Source organism: Campylobacter sp. BCW_6465, from assembly GCF_001762815.1.
Classification (GTDB): domain Bacteria; phylum Campylobacterota; class Campylobacteria; order Campylobacterales; family Campylobacteraceae; genus Campylobacter_D; species Campylobacter_D jejuni.
In genome coordinates, this window is the sequence record NZ_MJXN01000112.1 from 20,311 (window position 1) to 45,920 (window position 25,610).

The 25,610-nt window shown below is 30.3% G+C and carries 27 protein-coding genes and 2 tRNA genes; 17 read left to right on the forward strand and 12 right to left on the reverse strand.

Going from position 1 to position 25,610, the window contains the following annotated elements; translation table 11 throughout:
- Window positions 1-7 precede the first annotated feature (7 nt).
- Window positions 8-1,516 carry an AMP-binding protein gene (locus AJ886_RS08250; RefSeq protein WP_070287534.1) on the reverse strand — a complete coding sequence of 503 codons (1,509 nt, stop codon included), beginning with the start codon at window positions 1,514-1,516 and terminating at the stop codon, window positions 8-10.
- A complete protein-coding gene (locus AJ886_RS08255) occupies window positions 1,513-2,301 on the reverse strand; it encodes an AAC(3) family N-acetyltransferase (RefSeq protein WP_083267259.1) in 789 nt (262 codons plus the stop codon). Before AJ886_RS08255 ends, AJ886_RS08250 begins: the two co-directional genes overlap by 4 nt.
- 421 nt (window positions 2,302-2,722) lie before the next feature.
- On the opposite strand from AJ886_RS08255, the gene AJ886_RS08260 reads away from it, so the two are divergent.
- The 7 genes from AJ886_RS08260 to AJ886_RS08290 are packed head-to-tail and all read left to right on the forward strand — an operon-like array spanning window position 2,723 to window position 7,027.
- Complete coding sequence (locus AJ886_RS08260) at window positions 2,723-2,947, forward strand: phosphopantetheine-binding protein (protein WP_052949190.1); 225 nt, start codon at window positions 2,723-2,725, stop codon at window positions 2,945-2,947.
- Window positions 2,944-3,981, forward strand: coding sequence for a ketoacyl-ACP synthase III (locus AJ886_RS08265; protein WP_070287535.1), 1,038 nt, complete (start codon window positions 2,944-2,946; stop codon window positions 3,979-3,981). Before AJ886_RS08260 ends, AJ886_RS08265 begins: the two co-directional genes overlap by 4 nt.
- A 40-nt stretch (window positions 3,982-4,021) precedes the next feature.
- Window positions 4,022-4,246, forward strand: a complete 225-nt coding sequence (locus tag AJ886_RS08270) for a phosphopantetheine-binding protein (RefSeq protein ID WP_052949192.1) — start codon at window positions 4,022-4,024, stop codon at window positions 4,244-4,246.
- Window positions 4,247-4,256: 10 nt separating this feature from the next.
- Window positions 4,257-4,889: a hypothetical protein gene (locus AJ886_RS08275; RefSeq protein WP_070287536.1), complete on the forward strand. Its 633-nt coding sequence runs from the start codon at window positions 4,257-4,259 to the stop codon at window positions 4,887-4,889.
- Complete coding sequence (locus tag AJ886_RS08280; RefSeq protein ID WP_222548776.1) at window positions 4,876-5,226, forward strand: 3-oxoacyl-[acyl-carrier-protein] synthase III C-terminal domain-containing protein; 351 nt, start codon at window positions 4,876-4,878, stop codon at window positions 5,224-5,226. The genes AJ886_RS08275 and AJ886_RS08280 overlap by 14 nt, the downstream gene beginning before the upstream one ends.
- Window positions 5,223-6,278 (forward strand): aromatic ring-hydroxylating oxygenase subunit alpha, encoded by a 1,056-nt coding sequence (locus AJ886_RS08285; protein ID WP_070287537.1) that lies wholly within the window; start codon window positions 5,223-5,225, stop codon window positions 6,276-6,278. Before AJ886_RS08280 ends, AJ886_RS08285 begins: the two co-directional genes overlap by 4 nt.
- Complete coding sequence (locus tag AJ886_RS08290) at window positions 6,275-7,027, forward strand: SDR family NAD(P)-dependent oxidoreductase (protein WP_070287538.1); 753 nt, start codon at window positions 6,275-6,277, stop codon at window positions 7,025-7,027. The genes AJ886_RS08285 and AJ886_RS08290 overlap by 4 nt, the downstream gene beginning before the upstream one ends.
- On the opposite strand, the gene AJ886_RS08295 is transcribed toward AJ886_RS08290, so the two are convergent.
- Genes AJ886_RS08295 through dcd form a run of 5 tightly spaced genes read right to left on the reverse strand, consistent with a single transcriptional unit; the run spans window position 7,024 to window position 11,843 of the window.
- Window positions 7,024-7,797, reverse strand: a complete 774-nt coding sequence (locus AJ886_RS08295; protein ID WP_070287539.1) for an AAC(3) family N-acetyltransferase — start codon at window positions 7,795-7,797, stop codon at window positions 7,024-7,026. The genes AJ886_RS08290 and AJ886_RS08295 overlap by 4 nt on opposite strands.
- Window positions 7,794-9,107 carry a DUF4910 domain-containing protein gene (locus AJ886_RS08300; RefSeq protein WP_070287540.1) on the reverse strand — a complete coding sequence of 438 codons (1,314 nt, stop codon included), beginning with the start codon at window positions 9,105-9,107 and terminating at the stop codon, window positions 7,794-7,796. Before AJ886_RS08300 ends, AJ886_RS08295 begins: the two co-directional genes overlap by 4 nt.
- Window positions 9,100-10,230, reverse strand: coding sequence for a UDP-4-amino-4,6-dideoxy-N-acetyl-beta-L-altrosamine transaminase (gene pseC, locus AJ886_RS08305; RefSeq protein ID WP_070284335.1), 1,131 nt, complete (start codon window positions 10,228-10,230; stop codon window positions 9,100-9,102). Before pseC ends, AJ886_RS08300 begins: the two co-directional genes overlap by 8 nt.
- A 1-nt stretch (window position 10,231) precedes the next feature.
- On the reverse strand, window positions 10,232-11,236 hold the full coding sequence (gene pseB, locus AJ886_RS08310) for a UDP-N-acetylglucosamine 4,6-dehydratase (inverting) (RefSeq protein WP_070284334.1): 1,005 nt from the start codon (window positions 11,234-11,236) through the stop codon (window positions 10,232-10,234).
- Between the two features lie 46 nt (window positions 11,237-11,282).
- Window positions 11,283-11,843, reverse strand: a complete 561-nt coding sequence (gene dcd, locus AJ886_RS08315) for a dCTP deaminase (protein WP_002861983.1) — start codon at window positions 11,841-11,843, stop codon at window positions 11,283-11,285.
- Between the two features lie 145 nt (window positions 11,844-11,988).
- Here dcd and accB point away from each other — a divergent pair, with 145 nt between their 5' ends.
- Both accB and AJ886_RS08325 read left to right on the forward strand, forming a co-directional pair.
- Window positions 11,989-12,444, forward strand: a complete 456-nt coding sequence (gene accB / locus AJ886_RS08320) for an acetyl-CoA carboxylase biotin carboxyl carrier protein (protein WP_052949200.1) — start codon at window positions 11,989-11,991, stop codon at window positions 12,442-12,444.
- Window position 12,445: 1 nt separating this feature from the next.
- Window positions 12,446-13,777: an acetyl-CoA carboxylase biotin carboxylase subunit gene (locus tag AJ886_RS08325; protein ID WP_002854112.1), complete on the forward strand. Its 1,332-nt coding sequence runs from the start codon at window positions 12,446-12,448 to the stop codon at window positions 13,775-13,777.
- 36 nt (window positions 13,778-13,813) lie between these two features.
- Here the strand turns inward: AJ886_RS08325 and salC are convergent, their stop codons facing one another.
- Window positions 13,814-14,629: a peptidylprolyl isomerase SalC gene (gene salC / locus AJ886_RS08330; RefSeq protein ID WP_070287541.1), complete on the reverse strand. Its 816-nt coding sequence runs from the start codon at window positions 14,627-14,629 to the stop codon at window positions 13,814-13,816.
- Window positions 14,630-14,693: 64 nt separating this feature from the next.
- Between salC and gltX the strand changes: the two genes are divergently transcribed.
- From gltX to AJ886_RS08350, 4 genes are read left to right on the forward strand one after another with little or no spacing between them, the layout of a single operon-like run.
- On the forward strand, window positions 14,694-16,085 hold the full coding sequence (gene gltX, locus AJ886_RS08335) for a glutamate--tRNA ligase (RefSeq protein ID WP_044780588.1): 1,392 nt from the start codon (window positions 14,694-14,696) through the stop codon (window positions 16,083-16,085).
- A gap of 1 nt (window position 16,086) precedes the next feature.
- Window positions 16,087-17,322 carry a malic enzyme-like NAD(P)-binding protein gene (locus AJ886_RS08340; RefSeq protein WP_070287542.1) on the forward strand — a complete coding sequence of 412 codons (1,236 nt, stop codon included), beginning with the start codon at window positions 16,087-16,089 and terminating at the stop codon, window positions 17,320-17,322.
- On the forward strand, window positions 17,319-17,945 hold the full coding sequence (upp, locus tag AJ886_RS08345; protein WP_070287543.1) for a uracil phosphoribosyltransferase: 627 nt from the start codon (window positions 17,319-17,321) through the stop codon (window positions 17,943-17,945). Before AJ886_RS08340 ends, upp begins: the two co-directional genes overlap by 4 nt.
- A gap of 5 nt (window positions 17,946-17,950) precedes the next feature.
- Window positions 17,951-18,622 carry a menaquinone biosynthetic enzyme MqnA/MqnD family protein gene (locus tag AJ886_RS08350; RefSeq protein ID WP_070285136.1) on the forward strand — a complete coding sequence of 224 codons (672 nt, stop codon included), beginning with the start codon at window positions 17,951-17,953 and terminating at the stop codon, window positions 18,620-18,622.
- Here AJ886_RS08350 and AJ886_RS08355 read toward each other — a convergent pair.
- Both AJ886_RS08355 and AJ886_RS08360 read right to left on the reverse strand, forming a co-directional pair.
- On the reverse strand, window positions 18,619-19,269 hold the full coding sequence (locus AJ886_RS08355) for a potassium channel family protein (protein ID WP_002861975.1): 651 nt from the start codon (window positions 19,267-19,269) through the stop codon (window positions 18,619-18,621). The genes AJ886_RS08350 and AJ886_RS08355 overlap by 4 nt on opposite strands.
- 10 nt (window positions 19,270-19,279) lie before the next feature.
- Window positions 19,280-20,623: a TrkH family potassium uptake protein gene (locus AJ886_RS08360; protein WP_044778992.1), complete on the reverse strand. Its 1,344-nt coding sequence runs from the start codon at window positions 20,621-20,623 to the stop codon at window positions 19,280-19,282.
- Between the two features lie 139 nt (window positions 20,624-20,762).
- On the opposite strand from AJ886_RS08360, the gene AJ886_RS08365 reads away from it, so the two are divergent.
- Window positions 20,763-20,838: transfer RNA gene (locus AJ886_RS08365), tRNA-Phe, on the forward strand.
- A 107-nt stretch (window positions 20,839-20,945) separates the two neighbouring features.
- Here the strand turns inward: AJ886_RS08365 and AJ886_RS08370 are convergent.
- Window positions 20,946-21,022, reverse strand: a tRNA-Ile gene (locus AJ886_RS08370).
- Between the two features lie 53 nt (window positions 21,023-21,075).
- Entirely contained in the window at window positions 21,076-22,176 is a 1,101-nt protein-coding gene (locus AJ886_RS08375) for an FtsW/RodA/SpoVE family cell cycle protein (RefSeq protein WP_044780131.1), read from the reverse strand.
- 77 nt (window positions 22,177-22,253) lie between these two features.
- Between AJ886_RS08375 and AJ886_RS08380 the strand changes: the two genes are divergently transcribed.
- From AJ886_RS08380 to trmB, 3 genes are read left to right on the forward strand one after another with little or no spacing between them, the layout of a single operon-like run.
- Entirely contained in the window at window positions 22,254-23,222 is a 969-nt protein-coding gene (locus tag AJ886_RS08380; protein ID WP_070275058.1) for an RluA family pseudouridine synthase, read from the forward strand.
- On the forward strand, window positions 23,167-24,402 hold the full coding sequence (locus AJ886_RS08385) for a fibronectin type III domain-containing protein (RefSeq protein WP_074470159.1): 1,236 nt from the start codon (window positions 23,167-23,169) through the stop codon (window positions 24,400-24,402). The genes AJ886_RS08380 and AJ886_RS08385 overlap by 56 nt, the downstream gene beginning before the upstream one ends.
- Window positions 24,402-25,580, forward strand: coding sequence for a tRNA (guanosine(46)-N7)-methyltransferase TrmB (trmB, locus tag AJ886_RS08390; RefSeq protein WP_053872704.1), 1,179 nt, complete (start codon window positions 24,402-24,404; stop codon window positions 25,578-25,580). The genes AJ886_RS08385 and trmB overlap by 1 nt, the downstream gene beginning before the upstream one ends.
- Window positions 25,581-25,610: the final 30 nt, after the last annotated feature.

Genomic DNA, 25,610 nt, shown 5'->3' on the forward strand with positions numbered 1-25,610 from the left:
CATTTATTTAAACAAGTTCTTTTAAAACTTTCCTATCAATCTTTCCATTTTGATTGAGTTTAAATTTGTCAATTTTAATAAAATTTTTCGGGATCATATAAGAAGGTAATTTATCTTTTAAAAAAGCTTTAAAATTAATCTCATCTTTGCTTTCATAAAAACAAATAATATCTTCTTTAAAAATACAAGCGCTGTTTTTTACACTTGTATGAGAATTTATCACGCTTTCTATTTCTCCAAGTTCTATCCTATGCCCCATATATTTGATCTGATTATCTGCTCTTCCATAGCATAAAAGCTCTCCAAATTCATTATAAGAAACAATATCTCCTGTTTTATAGAGTAAATCCAAATAATTATCATGCAAAGGATTTTGAATAAAAGCTTGTTTGGTTTTTTCTTTGTCATTATAATACCCTAAAGATAAAGAAGTTCCACGCACGAAAAGCCCTCCTTTAACACCTATTTGTTTAGGACTTATGAAATTCATATTTTCATCAAAAACTAAAAGTTCTGTGTTTTTACATGCTTTGCCTATGGGTAGAAGTTCTTCATCTTTAAAAGTGCGATTGATGATATAAAAAGAACATACATCAGTGATTTCTGTTGGACCATAAAGGTTGGCAAATAAGGCATTGGGTAAGTGTTTACGCCAAATATTTAGCTGTTTATTGGGCATGATTTCACCACAAAAAAGTATCTTTTTTAAGGCATTTAAACTAAAATTATTCAAAGCCTCAGTATTTGCAAAATAAATCAGCACCGAAGGTACCCAAAATATAGTGCTTACTTTTTCTTTTTCAAGACATTCTAAAATTTTATTTGGAAAGGCAAAAAGATGATTAGGTAAAAGGTGTAAAGTCGCTCCTGATTTTACACTTGAAAAAATATCTAAAATGCTATTGTCAAAATAAAATGGCGCTTGATTGGCTAAAATTTCATTCTCATCAAATTTAAAAGTCTCACACACCCAAAAAGTATAATCAATCACACTCTTGTGTGTTATGCTTACTCCCTTAGGAATACCTGTACTTCCACTTGTAAAAAGAACATAAAGTAAATTAGTATCTATATGTTTTTCTTTTGCAATTTTTATTAAACTTTCATCTATATTAAAACTTTCAAAGTCTTGTGTATGAAGCGTAGGTAAATCTAAGTTAAAATTTAAGTCCTTTGAAGTGATAAAAAGTTTAGGCTTTAAAACCTCTATAACTTTTTCTATTCTTTCTTTAGGACTTTTTTCATCTAAAAGGGTATAAAAATTTCCACTTAATGCCACTCCAAAAAATGAAATTAAACAATCAATCCCTTTAGGTAAGATGATTAAAATAGGAGTTTGAGTAGGATTATCATTTCCTAGGTTTCTTAAAATTTCACTGGCTAGTTTTTTAGAAAAGAGATCAAAGTCTTTATAAGTGATTTCTTTTCTTTCTTTAGCAAAAGGTTCTATAAAAGCAGTTTTTTCGCTAAATTTGATTAAACTTTTTTCTAAAAAATCGTAGATATGGGTTGTCATGATTTTCCTTTATAACAAACAATATGCATTTTTTTTAAGGCTTTTAAGGTTGCTTGTAGATATTTATTTGCATTGATGCTTACAATACAAGAATTTGCAAAATTTTCTACTTTAAAATTATCATCTTCTTGTAAAATTTTAATTTGTTTATATACATCTAAATCTGAGTTAATATCCAATTTTCTTACATAATAGTTTATTTTTATATTTTTACTCATGCCATTTTCAAAGATTATTTTACCTTGAAATTCTTTAAAATATCTATAAGGCACCCTAGCTTTTTCTTCGATAAAATGTGTAAAAGTATATCCATTAGTTTTCGAACCAAGAAGAATGATTTTTCCGTTTATTTTAGATAACATGTCATAAACACAGTCTTCTCCAAAACAACTTGTCTGTTCTTTTAAAAATTCTTTTTCATTCTTTCCTTTTATTGCAAAAGAAAAAATAGGATCATTATTTCTTTTTACTCCTTCCCATAATCTAAAAAATTCATTTAAAACTCCTACTTTACTTTTAGAATAAAGTTTGTTGTAAACTTCATTTTTGCAAAAACTATAACTAAAAACAGGCATAATTAAAGTGCCATTTTTTCCTATAATATCCAATATGGCTTCTATATAAATGCTAAGATGTTGTTTTTTTGGCAATAAAGCCGTTCCAAATTTAAAAAGTTCTGTATGCATGCATATGGTATCACCTTCTTGAATTTCTAGTTTTTCTAAAGTTGCTATCAAATCTTTTTTTGTGTAATTTTTATTACCTGCTTTTAAAAATTCAATCATAGATATCCTTGTTATTTATTGAATCGAGTATGGAGTTTTTAATTTTCATTGATCGCTAATCCTTTGAAATTTAAATTTTCTTTAACAATTTATTGTGTAGCAAAGCTAAAGAATGCACTTTTATTCTTGTTTATTTTTTGTTAAAAGTCGAAATTAAGTTAATATTAATTTTTTAGATTATATTAATTTTTTTATGGAAAATGCATCTTAATTTTACTTTTAATTATGGTTTTTGGAATTACAATTATAATCTATATTTGTTTAATATTTTTTAAGTCTAGTTTTAAAATATTATTTTAATTTTAATGTATTTTAGATATTATTTTAGAATTATATTAATAAAAAATGGAAATTTTCATTAATATTTTTTGTTCTTTTGTCGATAGTGATTTTATTAAAAATTATTAAGAAGGGATTGGATATGGATAAAAATGAATTTTTAAACGCACTTGCTGAAATTTTAATGATAGATACAAATGATTTAAAAGAAGAGGCGGAACTTAATTCTTTTGACGATTTTGATAGCGTGGCTATTTTAGAAATTTCTATTCTTTTTGAAAAAAATTTAGGTATAGAAGTATTTCCTATAGAAATAAAAAAAATGAAACAAATAAAAGATTTATTAAAACTCGGAAAATTTATATGATAAATTTAAAAAATAAAAAAATTTCTTATGTGTGCGGAATTTTACCATCTAAAAAAATTCAAAATATAGATAATCCTAATTTTGATGAAAAAACAAAAAATAAAATTATTCGTCTTTCTGGTATAAAAGAACGTTATATTCTAGATAGGGATAAAAATGAAAATATGCTCAGTCTTTATAAACAAGCCGGAGAACATGTGATCAAAAAGCAAGGTTGGAATAAAGATGAAATCAAGGGGATTATAGTAGTATCTCAAAACCATGAATATAGATTCCCATCTACCGCTGTATTATTACAAGAAGAATTAGGACTATCTAAAGATTGCTTTGCTTATGATATTGTAATGGGTTGTTCCGGTTATGTGTACGGACTTTTTGCAGCAATGGGTCATTTAAACGAAGAGTGTGATAAAATTTTACTTTTTGTGGGGGACCCTATTAATGATTTTGTATATCCTAAAAATAGATCTATCGCTTTTTTGTTTAGCGATGCAGCAAGTTGTACTGCTTTGGAGTATTGTCATGGATTCAATGTTCAATTTTTATTTGAAACGGATGGTTCTGGACGAAATGCTATTATTGTGCCACATGGAGGCAGTGCTAACTTAATTAATTGTGAATCATTTCAAGAATATCAAGATAGTGATGGAAATACGAATATTAAAACTTGCATGGAAATGAAAGGTTTGGAAGTTTTTAATTTTTCTTATAAAAATGTTTTAAATATGATTTTAAAAATTTTAGAAAAAAATCAATTAAATATTAAAGATATAAGTAAATTTTTTTTGCATCAAGCAAATCACTATGCTTTATTGCAAATAAAAGATAAATTAAAAATATCCGATGAATTTTTTCCAATAAATATAACAAAATATGCTAATACAAGCTGCACTTCCATAGCAATTTTGCTTGCAGAGGAAAAAAATATCATCAGGGATAACATTATAATGGCGGGTTTTGGTGTTGGCTTATCTATAGGCGTAGCTTTGTTTAATAAACTTGAGTTTGAAAGTGAATTGTTATTTGCAAATTAAATTTTTTGTATTATTTTAACTTATGATAGGAGTAATTAAAATGAATAAACAAGAAATGTTAAATGCATTGGAAGAAATTTTAATGCTAGATAATGGGGGTTTAAGCGAAGAAAGTATTTTAAGCGATTATGAAGATTGGGATAGTTTAGCTTATTTGAGCTTAATGACTCTTTTTGATACTAAGTTAGGTATGAATATTAATTCTGAACAAATTTCCACATTAAAAACAGTTAAAGATGTTTTAAAATTAGCTAATATTAATTAAAAGATTTATTATGCAAAGTTTTAGTCAAGCAAAAATTGCACATATTACTTCCATCATTCCGAGTAAAAAGTGTTTTAATCGGAAGAGTGAGCATTTTAGTGAAAGAGAAATTAATAAAACTTTAAAGCATATAGGTGTTGAAACACGCTATGTTATAGATAAAGACAAAAATGAAAAAATTAGTGATTTATTTTTAAAAGCTGCCAATAAAACATTAAAAGTACTCCAGTGGGATAAAGAAAGTATTGATGCAATTATTGTTGTTTCTCAAAGTAATGAATTTCGTTTTCCAGCTATGGCTTGCTATTTACAAGGAAAATTAGGCTTAAGGCAAAAAGATTTGTTTGCTTTTGATATTAATCTAGGATGTAGTGGCTATGTGTATGGGTTAAATGTTGCTTATAGTTATATCTCCAATGGATTAAATCGCATTTTGCTTTTTGTTGGAGATGTGTCAAGTAATGTTATTGACCAAAATACAAGAGATGTTGCTTTACTTTTTGGCGATGGTGTTAGTTGCACTGCAATTGAAAATAAAATATCTCAAAGTTATTTTTGTTTTAAAACCTTAGGTAAAGGATATGATTGTATTATGGCTCCTTATGGGGGGGGTAATGCAAATGAAGGGTGTGGATGTTTTTGACTTTGCATTAAAACATATTCCTTTAGAAATTGATAGAATATTGCAATTTTCATCTTTAAAAAAAGAATCTATCTCACAATTTTATTTTCACCAAGCTAATGCATTTTTATTGACCTATCTGGGAAATAAATTAAATATTCAGGATAAATTACCAATTAATATTAATAATTTTGGCAATACAAGCTCTAACTCAATTCCCTTATTAATCAGTGATACTAAAGATAAAGATTATTGTAATGTTATACTTATGGGCTTTGGCGTTGGATTATCTGTGGCAACTTGCATGTTGGAAACTCTGGATTGTACTTGTACTCTTTTTTATGAAGGAAGTTTATGAAATATTTAAATGATTATTGCAATTGTGATGTTGAAAAGAAGGAATTTGAAAAACTTTATAAAAAATTTTGGATTTTTGGTTGCCACAGGGATGAAATAAAAAATAATAAAGATTATATAGTTTTAAGAATTTATGATTTTGAAATTATTATCTATAATGATAATGAAGAAATTATTGGTTTTTATAATATTTGCCCACATCGTGGAGCAAGACTTTTAAATGTTGAAAATTATGGTTTTTTAAAAGATAATGGAGAGATAAAATGTCTTTATCATCATTGGAGTTATAAAAATAAAAAGCTTCTAATCCCCAATAGAACAGAATTTGATCAAGTTAAACAATTTGATCTTTTTAAGTTAAAAATAGATTTTTGTGGAGATTTTATATTTTTTTCACATGATGCAATATATAGCTTAAAACAACAATTAGAAGGTTTTTATGAAGAATTGGAAAAAATTAGTTATAGTATTAATTGTTTTATAGGTTGTAATTCTCCTATAGATTACAATTCTAATTGGAAGATAGGAGTAGAAAATAGTTTAGAAATTTATCACGTAAATTGCGTTCATCCAGAGTCATTAGGAATATTGCAAATCAAAGATGAGCCAAAATTTATTAATTACAACTCTAAAACACGTGGAAAAATTTTAAATGAAAAAATTTATTTAAAATTACAAAAAAGCAGAACAGTTTTTTTGGAGGATAATTATTTTGAAGATAGATATTTTTCTTATCATTTATTTCCTTTTACTATTATTAGTTCAACTTTTGGATATTCGTATTCTATTCAAAATTATTTTCCTAATACTTACAATAAAACTTATTTTATTTCAAGAAATTATATTGCTAAATCGAGGTTAGATACTAAACTGTTTGCTAAAGAGATTATTGCCATGAATAAAAGAATTTTTCAAGAAGATGCACAGGTTACAAATTTAATTAAAGGAAGTAAATTTTTAAATTTTCTAAATTTTAGTTATGCAAAAAATTTAGAACAGAGAATTTCTTATTTTCATAAACAATATGAAAAAGCAATGAAAGGAAAAGAATGAAAGAAGATTTTTTTCATTTAAAAGATAAAGTTTGTTTAATTACTGGTGCAAGTAGTGGCTTAGGTAAGCAAACATGTAAAATTTTGGATTCTTTTGGGGCAAAAGTAATTGCAGTAGCAAGACGGGAGGATAGATTAAAGGAGTTAAAAGATGAATGTAAAAATTTAGATTATAAAGTATATGATTTAAGCTCTCACATGGAAATTAAAAATTTGGTTGATGAAATCGTAAATCAATATGGCAAAATTAACGCGATGGCTTATTTTGCTGGAATTTCATGTATTAAACCTTTAAGGATGGTAGATATAGAAGAAGCAAAAAAAGTTTTCGATATAAATTTCTTTAGCTGTTTAGAGCTTTTAAAATGTCTTTACGATAAAAGAAAATCAGAAAATCTCAGCGTTGTTTTAATCAGTGCTGTCTCTTTAAAATTAAGTGTGTCTTCTATGAGTATTTATGACGCTTCAAAAGGAGCTTTAAATTCGTTGGTAGTAAGTCTGGTTAAAGATTTTGCTAAATTTGGATATAGAATTAATAGCATTTTGCCAGGGCATATAGATACAGAAATGACACATAAAGCTTCTTTGATAAGATCAAAAGACTATGAATATGAATTAGCAAATTTTTATCCTTTAGGGGTCGGAAAAGAAAGTGATATTGCTAATTTATGCACTTTCTTATTAAGTCCTTTTAGCACTTGGATAACAGGTCAAAGCATTGTTGCAGATGGCGGAAGAAGTATTTTTTAAACTTTAAAGATATTTTCATTCTTATTAAATGTTGTGATTAAATCAGTGTAAAAAGGCTTAGCTTCGATTAGAGCTAAAAGTGTATTGCCAAAACCAATTTCTTTGAAATATTGCTTTTTTCTTAAAAAACATGTAATTTTATCATCGCTAGTTGCCACTCCTTGATGTCTTACAAAAAAGCTAATACTTTTTTCGAATTTGTTGTTATTCTCATCAAGTATTATTCCTTTAAATGTTTTATGGTATCTGTATTTAATACCTGCACTTTCTTCTGGATAATGAACAAAAGTAAAGCAATCTTTATTTCCAAAATTTAAAATTTTTCCATTATTTCGCGTAAGTATTGCATAAACACAATTTTCATCAAAGCATGATTTTTGTTCTTTGTTTAAAAATAATTCTTCATGGGCACCTTTTACAGCAAAAGAAAAGATAGGATCGTTGGTTCTTTTTACTCCTTGTTGTTTTCTAAAGAATTCATTTAAAGCTCCTACGGTGCATTTAGAATTAAGTTTATCATAAATTTCGTTTTTGCAAAAACTATAAGTAAAAGTTGGCATGATAAGTGTTCCCTCTTTACCAATGACTTCAAATAAACACTCAAGTAAAGCATTTAAAAAATCTTTTATAGGTAAAAGAGGAATGCCAAAGTTGTAAATCTCGCTATGAGAGCAAATGATATCGCCTTTTTGTATACCTAGTTTTATCAAAACTTCTATTAAATCATCTTGAGAATATATTTTTCCATTATATTTTAAAAGCTCTTTCATATTTTCCTCACTAGTTTGTATTCTAAAATTTTTTCCAAAAGTTCTTTAAATTCATAAGCTTGCATGTTTAAGATATTGGCTATATCGATGATATCATTTTCCCCATCACAATAAGCTAGAAAATTACAAGCCAAAGGAATGTCATTGGCAGTGCTAAGGGTATGATATAGTCCTCTTTTGCCAAGATTAGGTTCGCATACTATAGTGTTTTCATATACAGCGTTGATTTCTAGATTTAAAATCATTTCTTGCATGCTTTGAAGTCCACCCATTAAACCTTTTTCAGAGATAAAATTGAGATCATCTTTTGAAGTGTGGTATTGTTTATACTCTCCATACTTGGTGCGAGATACTCCTACTATGCCAAGATTTACAAGCGGAGCATTATATTGTCTTTCATCGCTTCCACGATCTAAAAAACCAAAAGCTTTGAAATTTTCTTTATTTTTAAGCGTATGCAGGGCAACTTTATCGCTTAGAGTGTTTTCTTTAGGTGTATGTATGAGTGAGTAAGCATGATCATCGCCTAAGCAAGAAAGCACAAAGCCTGCTTTAACATGTTTTTTTAAATGCTCTAAATGTTTGCTAAGATAGACTATAGAGCCTATGGTTTCAGGGATGATGACAAAGCGGTAATTATATCTTCTTTCTTTTAAACTCAAAAGCCATTTTGCTAAGAAAATAGCTACCACAGGGCTACTAAGCTCATTATTTGCCATGGAAGGGTGGCAAAGATAGGTTGAAATTAAAATTTCATCTTTTGAATTTTGTGTGCTAGGTAGGATAAAATCAGCATAGTCCAAAACCCCATTTTTATCATGTTTTGCATCGATATAAACTTTGTATTTGCCTTTTTTAAGTTTTTTTCTTTCATTATGCGTGAGACAAAATCCCCAACGTCTTTTGTAATAACTCGTTACATAAGGAATAGCATCGGGCATTTCTTCTATGGAGTAAAGATGATTTTGAAGTTCTTCAAGTTCGATTTCTTGATCGATGGCTTCACTATAGTTTAGAAGGTGTAGATTATGCTTTTTAAAATCACAAATTTTTTCTCCTTCTGGAGTGATGATATAGGCTTCTTTGGCATTCCATTCATCAGGGACTATCCAGTCAAAAACCTTTGTACCACTTTTTATAGAGTGAAATTTGATTATACCCCCCCCCAGAGTTTTATTTAAAATTTCTAAACTATCTCTAAAACCTTGCCCTGTGATGCTTCTAGGGATAGGAAAAAGTTCGCAAGCTAGTTCATACATAGCCTTTCCAGTTTGGCTAAAATCTTGACTTCTAAAGTCTAGCTTATTCACAATATCCCTTTTTAACTTTTTCAAGAATGCTAAATAAAGTATCTTTTACAAATTTTGCATCTTTTAGATTCATTTCTTGATGACAAGGTATGCTAAGCTCGGCTTTGTAAAAATTATCCGCATTTTGGAGTCTGATTTCTCCTAAGAGTTTTTTATAAAAACTAAATTCATAAGTTGGTTTATAATGTACCTGTACGCCAATTCCTGCATGAAGTAAGCTTTCAAAAAGTTCTTCTTTTTGACAATAAAATTCAGGAAAAAGCAAGATAGGGTATAAATGTCTTGAACTTTTTTTATAATCTTTGATTTTTATCGTGGAAAAATAAGGATTTTTTTCAAATTCTTTATCGTAAAAACTTGCGATTTCTTCTCTTTTTTCAAGATTGTGATCGAGTTTTTTAAGCTGGTTTATCCCTAAAGCACAAGCAACATCGCTTAAGCGGTAATTATAGCCAAGTTCTACCATATCGCTATCCCAAAGCCTTTTTTTAATTATACCATGGCTTCTTAAAAGCTTGATTTTGGTGATAAGCTCTTCATTATCACTCACCACGGCTCCACCTTCAAAAGTGGTAATAGGCTTAACAGGGTGAAAAGAAAAGATAGAAAGATCGGCTTTTTTCCCTACTTTTTCACTTTTATACAAAGCACCTAAAGCATGGCTTGCATCATCGATTAAAGAAATATTATATTTTTTAGCAAGGCTTGAAATTTCATCCATTTCAACGCTATTGCCCGCAAAATCCACTACGCTAATAGCTCCTATATTTTCGCTATCCTTTAAAAGTCTTGCTTCTAGTTTTTTTTCATCGATATTGCCATCGTTTTTAATGTCGATAAACTCTACCTTAGCTTCCGCCATTAAGGCCGCATTAGCCGTAGCAGCGAAGGTTAAAGGGGTAGTTAAAACGATTTTTTCTTGGACACCTAGTGCCGTGTAGACAAGATGAAGAGCTGAAGTAGCTGAGTTTAATACACAAGCATGTTTTACACCCACATATTCGCAAAGGGCTTCTTCAAATTCATCTACCTTTTTACCCCCTGTTAAAATTTCATCTTTTAAGGCTTTTATAAGTGTATCTATATCGCTTTGATCGATGTTTTGATGAGAATAAGTAAGCATTTTAAAAACCTTCAGTGTGATTGATGATTTCTAAAAGTTCTTTTTCGCTTGCCCATAAAGGATTATTATCCGAACTATAAGAAAAACCATCTTTTACTTTTTGTCCTTTTTCGCCTAGGGCATTGATGCTAAAGTCATTATCTTTATCCACAAGTTTAATACTCGGGCTTATAGCATAGTAGTTTTCAAATTCATAGGTTAAATGACTATCATCGCTTGAAATCATGATTTCATGTAGTTTTTCTCCTGCTCTTATACCTATGATTTTATGGCTTAAATTAGGAGCTAAAGCATGAGCTAGATCGGTGATTTTCATTGAAGGAATTTTAGGGATGAAAATTTCTCCTCCGTGCATTCTTTCAAAATTACTCAGTACAAATTTCACTCCATCTTCAAGAGAGATCCAAAAACGAGTCATTCTTGTATCGGTGATAGGAAGTTCTTTAGCTCCTTCACTGATGAGTTTTTTAAAGAAAGGCACTACTGATCCTCTTGAGCCAACAACATTGCCATATCTTGTAACGCTAAAGCGTGTTTGTTTATTGCCTGCTATGTTGTTTGCAGCGACAAAAAGCTTATCGCTTGCAAGTTTGGTTGCACCGTATAAATTTACAGGATTGCAAGCCTTATCTGTGCTAAGAGCGATACATTTTTTAACCCCATTTTCAAAACAAGCATCGATGACATTTTGCGCACCGTGTATGTTTGTTTTTATACATTCCATAGGGTTATATTCAGCAATAGGCACATGCTTCATCGCAGCAGCATGTATAACAAAATCCACATCACGCATAGCAGCACTTAAACGCTCTTTATCTCTTACATCTCCTATAAAATAACGCATACAAGGAGCATTAAAAACGCTTGCCATTTCAAATTGTTTAAGCTCATCACGAGAATAAATGATGATTTTATTAGGTTTATAGTTTTTTAGTAAAACCTTGGTATAGGTTTTTCCAAAAGAGCCTGTTCCGCCTGTGATTAAGATATTTTTTTTGTTAAACATTTTGCCTTCCTTTGCTTAATTTTTAAAATTAAAGCAACAAGTGTTCCTATTTTAAAATTCTTGGCAAGGTTATGCCAGTTTGGGCTTGATACTTGCCTTTTTTGTCTTTATAAGTGGTGTCACATTTTTCATCACCTTGTAAAAACAACACTTGTGCTATGCCTTCATTGGCATAAATTTTTGCAGGTAAAGGCGTAGTGTTTGAAATCTCTATAGTGATATGTCCTTCAAAACCTGGTTCAAAAGGAGTAACATTGACGATGATACCACATCTTGCATAAGTGCTTTTGCCAAGACAAATAGCTAAAACATCATCAGGCATTTTAAAATACTCTATAGTTCTAGCTAGGGCAAAAGAATTTGCAGGAACTATACATACATCACCTTCAAAATCTACTACATTTTCTTCTACGAAATTTTTTGGATCTACTACGGTTGAATTAACATTGGTAAAAATTTTAAACTCACGCCCTACGCGTATATCATAGCCATAACTTGAAAGTCCATAGCTTATCACTCCTTTTCCTATATTTGCTTCGCAAAATGGCTCGATCATCTTGTATTCTAATGCCATTTTTCTTATCCAGTTATCTGCTTTTAAGCCCATTTTTAACCTTTTAATATTTGTAATTTTTTATAAGGATTATAACCTAAAAAATCTATATTTTTTATGATTTTTTTCTTTTTTAAAGTTAAATTTTAAGTTTTTTTATATAATACAAGATTAAGTTCTTAAATTTTAGGAGAATTTTATGACAAAAGAAGAAATTAAAGAGTTAGTAAACCTTTTTGCTGAAGCAAATATTAGTAAAATTAAGATCAAAGAACAAGATGGTTTTGAAATAGAACTTGAAAGAGATATGTGTTGCGACGTTCCAGCTCCTGTTTGTCCTCCAGTTCCAGCTCCACAACCTATCAATGTAAGTGTTGTAAATGAAGCTCAACCTAGCCAAAATGCAAAATCAAACAAGCCAAGTATAAACAGCCCTATGGTAGGAACTTTCTATCAAGCTCCAAGCCCAGGTGCAGCACCTTTTGTAAAAGCGGGTAGCACAGTTAAAAAAGGTGATACTATAGCTATTATCGAAGCGATGAAAATCATGAATGAAATTGAAGCGGAATTCGATTGTAGGATCGCTGAAATTTTAGTTGCTGATGGTCAGCCTGTAGAATTTGGAATGCCTTTATTTGCGGTGGAGAAATTATAAAATGGAAATTAAAAGCATATTAATTGCTAATCGTGGAGAAATAGCACTACGCGCTTTAAGAACGATTAAAGAAATGGGTAAAAAAGCAATTTGTGTGTATTCTGAAGCAGATAAAGATGCTTTATATTTAAAATACGCTGATGCAAGCATTTGTATAGGAAAAGCAAGAAGTTCTGAAAGTTATTTAAATATCCCAGCTATTATTACAGCAGCTGAAATTGCTGAAGCAGATGCGATTTTTCCAGGATATGGATTTTTAAGTGAAAATCAAAATTTTGTTGAAATTTGTGCTAAACATAACATCAAATTTATAGGTCCTTCTGTAGAAGCTATGAATTTAATGAGTGATAAATCAAAAGCTAAACAAGTAATGCAAAGAGCAGGTGTGCCTGTAATCCCAGGAAGCGATGGGGCTTTAGCAGGAGCTGAAGCAGCTAAAAAACTTGCTAAAGAAATAGGCTATCCTGTGATTTTAAAAGCAGCTGCTGGCGGTGGCGGCCGTGGCATGCGTGTGGTGGAAAATGAAAAAGATCTTGAAAAAGCGTATTGGTCAGCTGAAAGCGAGGCTATGACAGCTTTTGGTGATGGAACTATGTATATGGAAAAATACATTCAAAATCCACGCCATATAGAAGTGCAGGTTATAGGAGATAGTTTTGGTAATGTGATTCATGTGGGTGAAAGAGATTGTTCTATGCAAAGACGCCATCAAAAACTTATCGAAGAATCTCCCGCGATTTTGCTTGATGAAAAAACACGCACTAGGCTTCATGAAACTGCTATTAAGGCAGCCAAAGCTATAGGATATGAAGGTGCGGGAACTTTTGAGTTTTTAGTTGATAAAAATTTAGACTTTTATTTTATAGAAATGAATACACGTTTGCAAGTTGAACACTGTGTAAGTGAAATGGTAAGTGGGATTGATATCATAGAACAAATGATTAAGGTAGCAGAAGGTTATGCCTTACCATCTCAAGAAAGTATTAAATTAAATGGGCATTCTATAGAGTGTAGAATCACGGCAGAAGATTCTAAAACTTTCTTGCCAAGTCCAGGCAAGATTACTAAATACATTCCACCCGCAGGACGCAATGTCAGAATGGAAAGTCATTGTTATCAAGACTATAGCGTGCCCCCTTATTATGATTCTATGATAGGTAAGCTTGTAGTTTGGGCAGAAGATCGCAATAAAGCTATTGCAAAAATGAAAGTAGCTTTAGATGAGTTACTTATAAGTGGGATAAAAACAACCAAAGATTTCCATCTTTCTATGATGGAAAATCCTGATTTTATTAACAATAACTACGATACAAATTATCTTGCAAGACATTAAAATTTCCCTATTAAAGGGAAATTTTAATTGTAGTTTTTATCTTAAATATTCTATATTGATTTTAGAGCGGAGTTTATCAAAATAATCCTGTATGAAATTTTGTCTTTGTTCGCTTACATAAGCGTTTAAAACTTCATTTTTAACTTGCTCATATTCAGGAGTTTGTGCTCCATCTTTGCTTTTAACTTCATAAAGTTCATAGCCATTTTTTCCATTTAAAACAGGGGAAAAGCCTCCAACAGGAATTTGCGATAAAAGCCCTAAAAGTCTTGGATCGGCATTGCTTGTGTTTAAAGATGCATTTTGTGGTTTAAGGATTGTTTTTTTTGTATTTTTGATATTTTCTAAAGTTTGAGGATTGTTTGATAAATAAATATTTGCATTAATTTGTGTATAAAAAGTGAATTTATCTTTATTTTGTTCGAAAAATTTTTTTGCTCCATCATCACTAAAATCAGTTTTTGCCATACTTACGATTTTTTCATAAAGCTTTCTTTTTTCTAAATCTTTTTTTAAATTTGCACGAAATTGTTCATAGCTTTGATTTTTGGATTTTAAATTTGCTTTGAAAGCATTTAAAGTAGTTTTGTTTTGAGCAAGCATTTTATTTATAGCATCGTCAAGCTCTAGTTCATTGACTACAATACCCAGTTGTTTCATTTGTGAAATTTCCATTTTTTCATTGATGAGTATGCCTAAAGCTTTATTTCTATCAATTTTAAGTGCTTTCATAGTTTGATCTATATCATAAGTCGTGATAGGCTCTTTGTCTACAATTACAGCTATAGCATTAATGGTATTTGCACTAGCTAAACTTGCAAAAAATGCAAAACTTAATAAAATTTTTTTCATTTCAAACCTTTATTTAAGTATAAATATCGCATTATATCAATAAAAATTTAAGAAAAGGCAAAAAATGCACGAAAAACTTACAACGCGTTTTGCTCCAAGCCCAACAGGGTATTTGCACATAGGTGGACTTAGAACAGCTCTTTATAATTATTTATACGCTAGAAAAAATGGTGGAAATTTTTTACTTCGTATTGAAGATACGGATTTAAAAAGAAATTCCAAAGAAGCTACTAAAGCAATTATCGAAGCTTTTAAATGGTGCGGTTTAGAACATGATGGAGAAGTAACTTACCAATCAGAGCGTTTTGATCTTTATAAAGAATATGTCAAAAAGCTTTTAGATGAAGACAAGGCGTATTATTGTTATATGAGTAAAGAAGAATTAGAAGAATTACGCGCCAAGCAAGAAGCCGCCAAAGAGCGCCCAAGATATGATGGAAGATATAGAGAATTTAAAGGCACGCCACCTCAGGGTATAGAACCTGTTGTGCGTATTAAAGCACCTCAAAGCGGCGAGATTATTTTTGAAGATGGGATTAAAGGCGAGGTAAAATTTAAAGCAGAGGATATAATGGATGATTTTATCATTGCAAGAAGTGATGGAACTCCAACTTATAATTTTACTGTTGTTATTGATGATGCTTTAATGGGAGTAAGTGATGTGATTCGCGGGGATGATCATCTTTCAAATACTCCTAAACAAATTGTACTTTATGAAGCATTGGGTTTTAAAATTCCTAAATTTTTTCATGTGGCTATGATACATGGAGAAGATGGTAAAAAGCTTTCAAAAAGACATGGGGCAACTGATGTTATGGAATACAAAGAAATGGGAATTTTACCTCAAGCTTTGCTTAATTTTCTTGTGCGTTTAGGTTGGAGTCATGGTGATGATGAGGTATTTTCGCTAGAAGATTTGAAAAAACTTTTTGATCCTTATCATATTAATAAAAGCGCATCTTGTTATAATGCTAAAAAGCTTGAATGGCTTAATACTCATTATATTAAAACTTTACCTTTTGAAGAGATTAACCGTCAGCTTAAAGATCTTGGTTTTGATTTATCTGTTTATGAAAAGGCAGGATTTTTACTTGATTTATTAAGAGAGCGTGCAAAAACCTTGCATGATATTATCAATGGTGCAAAAAGCATAGTTAATACGCCGCAAAATTATGATGAAAATGCAGTGCAAAAATTTGTTAACGAAAATAATTTAGAATTGCTCCAAGCATTTGCTAATACACTTAAAGATCAAAAAACAGGTAAAGATTTTGAAGATTTTACAAATGATTTTTTAGAAAAAAAAGAAGCAAAGTTAAAAGATTTGGCTCAGCCTATACGCATAGCTTTAACAGGGAGTGCGGTAAGTCCTAGTATTTTTGAAGTATTAGAATTTTTAGGGGTTGATGAGTGTAAAAAAAGAATAGAAAATTTTTTAAAAGTTAGAGGAAAATAAAATGAATTTAAAAGAAGAAGCTTTAAAATACCATTTAGGTGGGAAAATTGATATTGTGCCAAGTAAGCCAATGGCTACAAGTTATGATCTATCTTTGGCGTATAGCCCAGGAGTTGCAGAACCTTGCCTTGAAATCGCTAAAGATAATGAGCTTGCTTATACTTATACAAATAAGGCTAATTTGGTAGCTATAGTTAGCGATGGTTCTGCTGTTTTAGGACTTGGAAACATAGGAGCACAGGCTTCAAAACCTGTTATGGAAGGTAAGGCTTGTTTGTTTAAAAAATTTGCAAATGTTAATGCTTATGATATAGAAATTGATGTTCATAGTGTGGAAGAGATTGTAAATTTTTGCAAAGCTTTGGCTCCGACTGTGGGTGGGATAAATTTAGAAGATATAGCTGCTCCAAAATGTTTTGAAATTGAAGCGGCTTTACAAGATTTAGGAATTCCTGTAATGCATGATGATCAGCATGGAACGGCTATTATTTCAACTGCGGGACTTATGAATGCTATGGAGATAAGCGGTAAAAAATTTAAAGACATTAAGGTGGTTGTAAGTGGCGCAGGTGCCGCAGGTATAGCAAGCGCTAAGATGTATAGAAATTTAGGGGTCGAAAATATTATTTTAGTAGATAGCAAAGGTGTTGTTTCTAAGGATAGAAATGATTTAACTCCTCAAAAGCTTGAATTTGCTGTTGATTCTAAGGAAAAGACTTTAAAAGAAGTTTTAAAAGGAGCTGATGTTTTCCTAGGACTTAGTGCGCCAAAAATTCTTGATGATGAAATGGTTTTAAGTATGGCAAAAGATCCTGTAATTTTTGCTTTGGCAAATCCTATCCCTGAAGTGATGCCTGAAGATGTGGCTAGACTTAGAAAAGATGCGATTGTAGGAACAGGAAGAAGTGATTATCCAAATCAAATCAATAATGTTTTAGGTTTTCCTTTTATTTTTCGCGGGGCTTTAGATGTGCGTGCAAGTAAAATCACTGAAAATATGAAAGTAGCTGCTGCTAAAGCATTAGCAGATCTTGCAAAACTTCCTGTAAGTGATGCGGTTAAAAAGGCTTATAATTTAAGCGCTTTAGAATTTGGAAGAGATTATGTCATACCAAAACCTTTTGATGAAAGAGTAAAAGCTGCAGTAAGTACAGCTGTAGCAGCAGTTGCGGTAAAAGATGGTGTGGCTAAGGTAAAAAATTTTAACGAGAAAGCTTATTTTGAAAGCTTAAAATGAAAAATATTCATTGTATCAATCATCCATTGATCGAACATAAATTAGGAATTTTAAGGGCTAAAGAGACAAAGCCCTTTCAATTTCGCATGTTAATCGATGAAATTTCATCTTTTTTACTTTTTAAAGCGAGTAAAGATTTTTCTTTAAAAGAAATTGAAATTTCAACACCTATACAAAAAACTACAGTAAAAAAACTTGATGAAAAAATTATGATTTGCCCTATTTTAAGAGCTGCATTAGGAATGCTTGAAAGTGTTTTTAAGATGATTCCTGATGCAAGTGTTGGATTTTTGGGATTTGTAAGAAATGAAGAAACTTTAAAGGCGGATTTTTATTTTCAAAAACTTCCCAAAGATGCAAAACAACGCACCGCTATTGTCATAGATCCTATGTTTGCTACAGGTGGAACTGCTATAGAGGCTTGTAATTTTTTAAAAAGCCAAGGAGTTAAAAAAATAAAATTTATATCCATACTTGCTACTCCACAAGGTTTGCAAAAATTTAGCCAAATGCATGATGATGTAGAAGTTTTTGTGGCTTGTATTGATGAAGGTTTAAATGAAAAAGGTTATATTATACCAGGACTTGGAGATGCAGGAGATAGAGTGTTTAACACTCTTTAAAAGAGATGATTTTTGGAAAAATTGATTATATTAATCTTTTGCCTTTACATATATATCTTAAGAAATATCCCTTACCTAATGGTCATAAAGCAAGCATGGAGTATAAAAAAGGAGTTCCAAGTAAGCTAAATAAAGATTTATTTTATAGAAGAATTGATGCAGCTATCATTTCAAGCATAGAAAGTGCTAGAAAAAAATATAAAAATTTAGATTTGGGTATCTGTGCTAATAAAAGAGTTTTAAGTGTTTTAGTAGAAAAAAATACATCAAATGCTAAAGATCCAAGTTCAGCAACTTCAAATGCTTTAGCTAAAGTATTAAAACAAGATGGAAAAGTAATTATAGGTGATAAGGCTTTAAAGCTTTATCTAAAAGATTCTTCTAAATATATCGATTTATGTGCAAAATGGCACGAAAAAACAGGGTTGCCTTTTGTTTTTGCTAGATTCTCTTGTGTGCAAAAAAAAGCTTTATATAAACAAATTTTGAAAAAATTTCCAAAAACAAAGATTAAAATTCCTTATTATATACTGCAAAATTATGCCAAAACAAGGGATTTGGATATAAAAGATGTTAGATATTATTTAGATGAAGTTATATATCATAAAATTTCTACTAAAGAAAAAACAGCCTTAAAGCGTTTTGTAAAGGCTTGCAAGGCTTTAAATCTTGATTAGTATTCGAATTCTCTAAGTTCTTTAACTGTTCCAAGGAGTATTACAACATCTCCGCTATAAACTGTAGTGGTTTCTAAATCAGGCAGTATTTCCCAGTCGCTATTTAATTTTTTATAAGAAATCACTTTCATATTTTGTGCTACATGTTTTAAAGAATTTCCTGCTAATTTTTCATCTATATTGATCTTAATAGCTCGTATAGTATTTGCTGAAAGATCAAAAACTTCATAATCGGCATCTTTGGTTAAAAATTCTTTTACCAGTCTTTTAGCGCTTTCTTTTTCAGGATAAATAACCTTTGTTGCGCCTAACTTAGAAAGAATTTGACCATGGATATTAGAGGTTGCTTTAGCAATGATGTTTTTAACGCCTATATCTTTAAGTGCCATAAGAGTAAGGATTGATTTTTCAACATTTTCTCCTATGCTAACAATAACAACTTCAACATCATGAAAGCCTGCTTCTTTTAGAGCTGAAATATTTGTAGAATCTAAAATATAAGCATAGCTTGGAGGATTTTGTATACTTTTTAAAGTTTCCTCATCTTTATCCGCAACGATAACAGTATGACCTCCAGCAATGAGTTCATCTGCTACAACTGAGCCAAATTTTCCAAGTCCTATAATTCCATAATTAAGATTTTTCACGATTTTACCTTTATAAATTAACCTTTCCTTCAGGGAATTTTAAATGAATAGCTTTGTCTTGTTTGAATACCGAGAGTAAAAAAGCAAAAACACCTATCCTGCCACTTAGCATCATAATGATGATAATCACCTTGCTAGGATCGCTAAACAAAGCGCATAAAGATAAAGTTCCACCATTTCCTACCGAAATTCCTACCGTTGCAAAAGCTGAAGAAGTTTCAAAAAGTAAGGCTATAAAATCAAAATTTGACTCTAGCAAGGAAAGCAAAATAACAGCTATTACTATATAAACAGCTGAACCTACAGCTATAATAAAAGCTTTAGATATAGTTTCTCTTGGAATTTCATGTCCAAAAATTCTAACTCTTCCATCTCGGATACTCCAATAAGCATAGAGCAATAAAACCATTACAGTTGTTACTTTCATACCCCCAGCTGTTCCTCCTGGTGCACCACCAATAACCATAAACAATGATCCAAAAAATAAGCTCGCATCATGCAAATGTCCCATATCTAAGGTGTTAAATCCTGCTGTGCGGTAATTAATAGCGATAAAATATGAGCTTAAAATTTTATCAAAAAATGAAAAATGTCCTATAGTTTGAGGATTTGAGTATTCAAAAGCAAAAATAATAAGCGTTGAAGAGAAAATAAGAAAAATACTTGCAACAACAACCATTTTTGTATGTAGGCTTAAATTTTGCAATTTTTTTCTTTGAAAAAAGTATAATTCAACCAAAACAAAATATCCAAGCCCTCCAATAATAATCAAAGAAGTGATAATAAGATTAATTGCTATATCATGTTTGTAAGCTATAAGTCCATGTTCAAATATGGTAAACCCAGAATTATTAAAAGCGCTAATAGAATGAAAAATTCCAAACCATAAAGCTTTCTTAAAATTCATTTCAAGGGCAAAACGCATGGTAAGAAGTATAGCACCTATCAATTCTATAGTAAAAATGAACAGTAAAACCTTTTTAAAAAATTTAAATAAACCATCCATTGATGGATAAAATAAAGACTCTTTTAGTAAATTTCTTGCACTAAATCCCACTTTTTTGCGTATGAGTATATAAACAAACAAACCTATACCCATATATCCCAAGCCTCCAATTTGTACCAAAGCTAAGATAATAATTTGTCCTGCTAAGGTAAAATCAACCGCAGTGTTCTTAACTGCTAATCCTGTCATACTAACAGCAGATGTGCTTGTAAAAAAGGCATCTAAAAAATCAATAGGAGTTGTATGTGCCCAGCTTGAATGTAGCAATAAAGCCCCAAACAATGCAATAATAATATAACCAGCTAGTAAAATTTTAAAAGTTCGTCTATCTAATCCAAATTGTTTCAAAAAATTTCCATTTGATAATGATCTAAAGCGGGTATTCTATCTTATTAAAACTTTAAGGGAAATAAAATTTTATTTTTGTATTTAAACTTAAATTAAAGAAAAAAAGATACAATTACATTTTTACTTTATCAAACTAAGTGGTTGGATAGCTCAGTCGGTAGAGCAGCAGACTGAAAATCTGCGTGTCGGCAGTTCGATTCTGCCTCTAACCACCACTTTATCTTTCAAAAAATCACATCACATATTTTTTTACACAAGACCGAAATATTTAAAGGACTAAAAATTATTATTTTAAAGAGAGAGTCTATAACTTATAATAGAATGGTGGATTTAGCAGGACTCGAACCTGCGACCAACCGGTTATGAGCCGGTTGCTCTAACCAACTGAGCTATAAATCCGCCTAAGTTGAATTAAAAGATAAAATTATATCTTATTAATGCTTAAAAATATTTTATTTAGCCTTTATATCCATCCAAAAATATCTAAAAGTGATTAAATGCTGTAAAATTCCAAAAAAAATCATAAAAATAGTAAAAGAACTTCCACCATAACTAAAAAAAGGCAAAGGGATCCCAACTACTGGTGCAAAACCTATAGTCATTGAGATATTTACTGCCGCATAAATAAAAATAAATAATGCAACACAATTAATAGCAACTCTAGTAAAATAATCATCTTTAAGTTTATAATTTAAACTAAGTAGATGAAAAATAAGTAAAATATAAAATATAATTAATGTCAATCCCCCAATAAATCCAAATCTTTCTATCATATAAGCGAAAATAAAATCACTAGTTGAAATAGGTAAAAATTTAAAATGAGTTTGCGTAGCTTCATCTTGAGATTTTCCAGTTAAACCACCATTTCCAATAGCTATCATTGATTGGGCTACTTGATAACTTGGTTTTTCTGAAATAAAATCATGAATTCTTTGCTTTTGGTAGGGTTTTAAAAGATGTGTATAAATAATAGGAGAGCTAACACTTATAGCTATAACAATACTTAACCAAATTTTATAATGAACTCCCATGATAAAAAGCACTCCAAAACCAACAAGTAGTAAAACCATAGCACTTCCTAAATCAGGTTCTTTTGCAATTAGCAAAAAAGGCAAGATGATGTAAAAGCTAAGTTTGATGAATTGTTTAAGTTTGTATCCATTTTTTGGAGGAGGATTTTGATAAATAAGATAGGCAAGCATTAAAATAAAACTAGGTTTAAAAATTTCAGAAGGTTGTATAGTAAAGTGAGTAAAAGGAATTTCAAGCCATCTTTTAGCACCTAATTTTTCAACCCCAAAAATATCTACGCTTAGCAATAAAAAAATATTAATCCAATAAGCAACAGGAATAATCCAAATAAATTTCCTTATAGGAAAGAAGAAAAAAACCATAAAAGCAAACAATCCCACACAGGCATAAACAAACTGTTTTTCTGCTAAAAAAGGATTAGCTTCAAAGATCAAGAAAAATGAAATAAGAATTATGGGTAAAAATAAAATGGGTTGCATATAGTCAAAATGAGTTAAAATTCTTCTATCTAATCTAAACAAAATTTGCCTTCAGTTGGTAATATAAAGCTATAATTATAAACTAAAATTTTAAATTTATCAAAACCTCCAAGGAAAAAATGCAAACTTTTTTAGTAGATGAAAATTCAAGGCTTGATGTGTTTTTGGCTAAAAAATTAAACCAAAGTCGCAATCAAGTTGCTTTACTTATAGAAAAAGATTGCGTACAGGTTAATGATAAAATTCAAGATAAAAATTCATTTAAGCTTAAAAATGGTGATATTATTTCTATTGCAAGTTTAAAGCTTTGCAATGAGATAAAACCTCAGTTTGAAGTGGATTTTGATATTGATGTGTTATACGAAGATGAAGACTTGCTTGTTTTAAATAAACCTTCAAATTTAGTCGTTCATGGAGCAAGTAGCGTTAAAAATGCCACTTTGGTGGATTGGTTAATAGAAAAAAAATATACTTTATCAAATTTAGGAGGAGAGATAAGAGCTGGTCTTGTTCATAGATTAGATAAAGATACAAGCGGAGCTATACTAATAGCGAAAAATAACTTCACCCATCAAAAATTAAGCGAACAGCTTGCAGATAAAAGCATGGGAAGAATTTACCTTGCGTTAATTGATTTGCCACTAAAAGAAGATAAAATTATAGTAGAAAAATTTTTAATGCGTTCGCCTTCTAATGCTATTAAAAAAATAGCCATAGATAAGGAAAATAAATTCAGTAAAAATGCAAAATCAGCTTTCATAAATGTAGTAAAAACTGAAAATTTAACTCTGATGGCTGCTAAGCTTTTTACAGGAAGAACTCATCAAATTAGAGCGCATTTGGCTAGTTTAAATCGCCATATTTTGGGCGATAGTTTGTATGGTTATAAGGGTAAGTATGATTGTAGGATAATGTTGCATGCCTATTTTTTGTATTTTATCCATCCAAAAACTAAAGAGCAAATTTTTGTTAAAGCACCTTTGATGGAAGATTTTAAAAACATTATGTTTGAACAAATTAATTTAGGAGAGAATGATGAAAAGATTTCGCTTGAGTTTTTACTTGAGTTTTTTAACTCTTTTGCTTAGCGCTTGTAGTGTTTCGCAAATGAATTCGCTAGCTTCAAGTAAAGAGCCTGCCGTAAATGAAAGCTTGCCAAAGGTTGAAAGTTTAAAAAGTCTTAGTGATATGAGTAATATTGCTTTTGAATGGGAGCCTTTATATAATGAAAATATCAAAGGATTTTATTTGTATCGTTCTAGTGATGAAAATCCTGATTTTAAACTTGTAGGCACTATTAAAGATAAGTTTCAAACTCATTATGTAGATACTAAATTAGAGCCTGGTACTAAGTATCGTTATATGATGAAAAGCTTTAATGAGCAAGGACAAATTTCAGAAGATGGCAAGGTTATAGAAGTGAGCACAGCTCCAAGACTTGAAGCTGTTCCTTTTATTCAAGCTGTGACCAATTTGCCTAATCGTATTAAACTTATTTGGCGTCCGCATCCTGATTTTAGGGTTGATTCTTATATTATTGAAAGAACTAAAGGTGATGATAAAGAATTTAAAAAAATTGCAGAAGTAAAAAATCGCTTAAACGCTGAATACATCGATAGTGATTTAAAACCTAATGAAAATTCAAGTTATAGAATTATTGCTGTGAGTTTTAATGGGATAAAGAGTGAGCCAAGTCAAGTTGTAAGTTCTACAAGCAAGGCTTTACCCCCTCAAGTTGAGCATTTAAGTGCTAGCACAGATGGTTCTAATAAAATCATTTTAACTTGGGATGCTCCTACATATGAAGATTTTTCTTATTATAAAGTTTATTCTACGAGCTCAAGCTTCCTTCCTTTTAGTGTTTTGGCAAAGACTGATAAAAATTCTTATGAGGATATAGTAGAAGGAGCAGGTAAAAGCAAGTATTATAAAGTAACAATAGTGGATAAAGATGGTCTTGAAAGTCCTATGCCAAAAGATGGTGTAGAGGGTAGAACTTTAGATAATCCTTTGGCTCCTAGTATTATTTTGGCTCAAAGCACAAGCGAAGGGATAAATTTAGAATGGAGTGATAATGATACTAGAGCTGTTGAATATGAAGTAAGACGCTATGGTGGAGAGCAAAATGCAGTTTTTAAAGGCATTAAAGAAAAGCGATTAAAAGATGTAAAAGCTTTACCAGGGGTGGAATATAGTTATGAAGTTATTGCTATTGATTCGGCTGGGCTTCGTTCAGAACCTTCAAGCAAAGTTAAGGCGGCTCAGTAGTGCCAAATTTTAGAAGCAAAAAGATCAAAGAAATGAATCTGCCTTATAGCAAGGATGATGTTGAATTTCTTTGGCTTGCTAAGAATGATAATGTTAGTCTTATTTATACAAAGGTTCAAGAAGAGAGTTTTTTTCTGCAGATTAAAAAAGCACAAAATGGTTTTGTGATTAAAGGCGATAAACATACAAAACCTTCTAAAATAGGTTATCTACAAAAGGCTTTAAAAATCTTTAAAGAAGGTTTTTGTGAGGATATTATCAATGAAGCTTTTGGACTTAAAAACAATGCTTTAATTGAAAAAACACCATTTATCGTTGATAACTTTGATGAACTTTTATCTAGACTTCAAGGTAAAATTTATATAGAAATAGGCTTTGGATCAGGAAGACATTTGCTTTATCAAGCAAAAGAAAATCCGAATGTTTTAATTTTAGGGGTGGAAATTTACAATCCAGCTTTAACTCAAGTAGCTAAACTTGCTAAGGCGCAAAATGTAAATAATATTTTGCTAATCCAAAGTGATGCGAGATTGTTATTGAGTGTATTAAAATCAAAATCAGTTGAAAAGATTTTTTTACATTTTCCTGTTCCTTGGGACAAAAAGCCTCATAGGCGAGTTATTGGGAAGGATTTTTGCAAAGAATGTGCTAGGGTTTTAGTTCAAAATGGTCGTTTTGAGCTTAGAACAGATAGCTTTGAGTATTTTAATTTTACTTTAGAGCAATTTTTGACTTTTCCTGCGCCAAAATTTAGTCTTAGAAAAAATGAAAATTTAGAAATTTCAAGCAAATATGAAGATAGATGGAAAAAGCAAGAAAAAAATATATATGATCTTTGGGTGTGGAATTTTAACCAAGAGTGTAAAAACTATGAGTTAAATGAATTTAATCTCTCATCGGTTGAATTTTCTAAAGAGGATTTGAAAAAAATAGAGCAGAACTTTAAAAATATTACTATAAAAAAAGATGATTTTTTCTTGCATTTTGAAAGCATCTATAAACAAGATGAGAATTTGCTTTTAAAGGTTGCTTTTGGAGCTTTTAATAAGCCTGAACATTGTTATTTGCATCTTGATAAAACGATTGATTTTGCTTTTAAAGAGCCATTTAAAATTCAAGAAAATATTAAAGCGATAAATGAATTAAAAGAAATTTTAAAAGTTCAGTTTAAAATATAATTTTTCTTGAAAATTAAGCAAAAATAAAGC

Coding starts and splice junctions, on each gene's coding strand:
- AJ886_RS08250 (WP_070287534.1), bottom strand. CDS start 1,516: ATGACAACCCATATCTACGATTTTTTAGAAAAAAGTTTAATCAAATTT.
- AJ886_RS08255 (WP_083267259.1), bottom strand. CDS start 2,301: ATGATTGAATTTTTAAAAGCAGGTAATAAAAATTACACAAAAAAAGAT.
- AJ886_RS08260 (WP_052949190.1), top strand. CDS start 2,723: ATGGATAAAAATGAATTTTTAAACGCACTTGCTGAAATTTTAATGATA.
- AJ886_RS08265 (WP_070287535.1), top strand. CDS start 2,944: ATGATAAATTTAAAAAATAAAAAAATTTCTTATGTGTGCGGAATTTTA.
- AJ886_RS08270 (WP_052949192.1), top strand. CDS start 4,022: ATGAATAAACAAGAAATGTTAAATGCATTGGAAGAAATTTTAATGCTA.
- AJ886_RS08275 (WP_070287536.1), top strand. CDS start 4,257: ATGCAAAGTTTTAGTCAAGCAAAAATTGCACATATTACTTCCATCATT.
- AJ886_RS08285 (WP_070287537.1), top strand. CDS start 5,223: ATGAAATATTTAAATGATTATTGCAATTGTGATGTTGAAAAGAAGGAA.
- AJ886_RS08290 (WP_070287538.1), top strand. CDS start 6,275: ATGAAAGAAGATTTTTTTCATTTAAAAGATAAAGTTTGTTTAATTACT.
- AJ886_RS08295 (WP_070287539.1), bottom strand. CDS start 7,797: ATGAAAGAGCTTTTAAAATATAATGGAAAAATATATTCTCAAGATGAT.
- pseC (WP_070284335.1), bottom strand. CDS start 10,230: ATGCTTACTTATTCTCATCAAAACATCGATCAAAGCGATATAGATACA.
- pseB (WP_070284334.1), bottom strand. CDS start 11,236: ATGTTTAACAAAAAAAATATCTTAATCACAGGCGGAACAGGCTCTTTT.
- dcd (WP_002861983.1), bottom strand. CDS start 11,843: ATGGGCTTAAAAGCAGATAACTGGATAAGAAAAATGGCATTAGAATAC.
- accB (WP_052949200.1), top strand. CDS start 11,989: ATGACAAAAGAAGAAATTAAAGAGTTAGTAAACCTTTTTGCTGAAGCA.
- AJ886_RS08325 (WP_002854112.1), top strand. CDS start 12,446: ATGGAAATTAAAAGCATATTAATTGCTAATCGTGGAGAAATAGCACTA.
- salC (WP_070287541.1), bottom strand. CDS start 14,629: ATGAAAAAAATTTTATTAAGTTTTGCATTTTTTGCAAGTTTAGCTAGT.
- gltX (WP_044780588.1), top strand. CDS start 14,694: ATGCACGAAAAACTTACAACGCGTTTTGCTCCAAGCCCAACAGGGTAT.
- AJ886_RS08340 (WP_070287542.1), top strand. CDS start 16,087: ATGAATTTAAAAGAAGAAGCTTTAAAATACCATTTAGGTGGGAAAATT.
- upp (WP_070287543.1), top strand. CDS start 17,319: ATGAAAAATATTCATTGTATCAATCATCCATTGATCGAACATAAATTA.
- AJ886_RS08350 (WP_070285136.1), top strand. CDS start 17,951: ATGATTTTTGGAAAAATTGATTATATTAATCTTTTGCCTTTACATATA.
- AJ886_RS08380 (WP_070275058.1), top strand. CDS start 22,254: ATGCAAACTTTTTTAGTAGATGAAAATTCAAGGCTTGATGTGTTTTTG.
- AJ886_RS08385 (WP_074470159.1), top strand. CDS start 23,167: ATGATGAAAAGATTTCGCTTGAGTTTTTACTTGAGTTTTTTAACTCTT.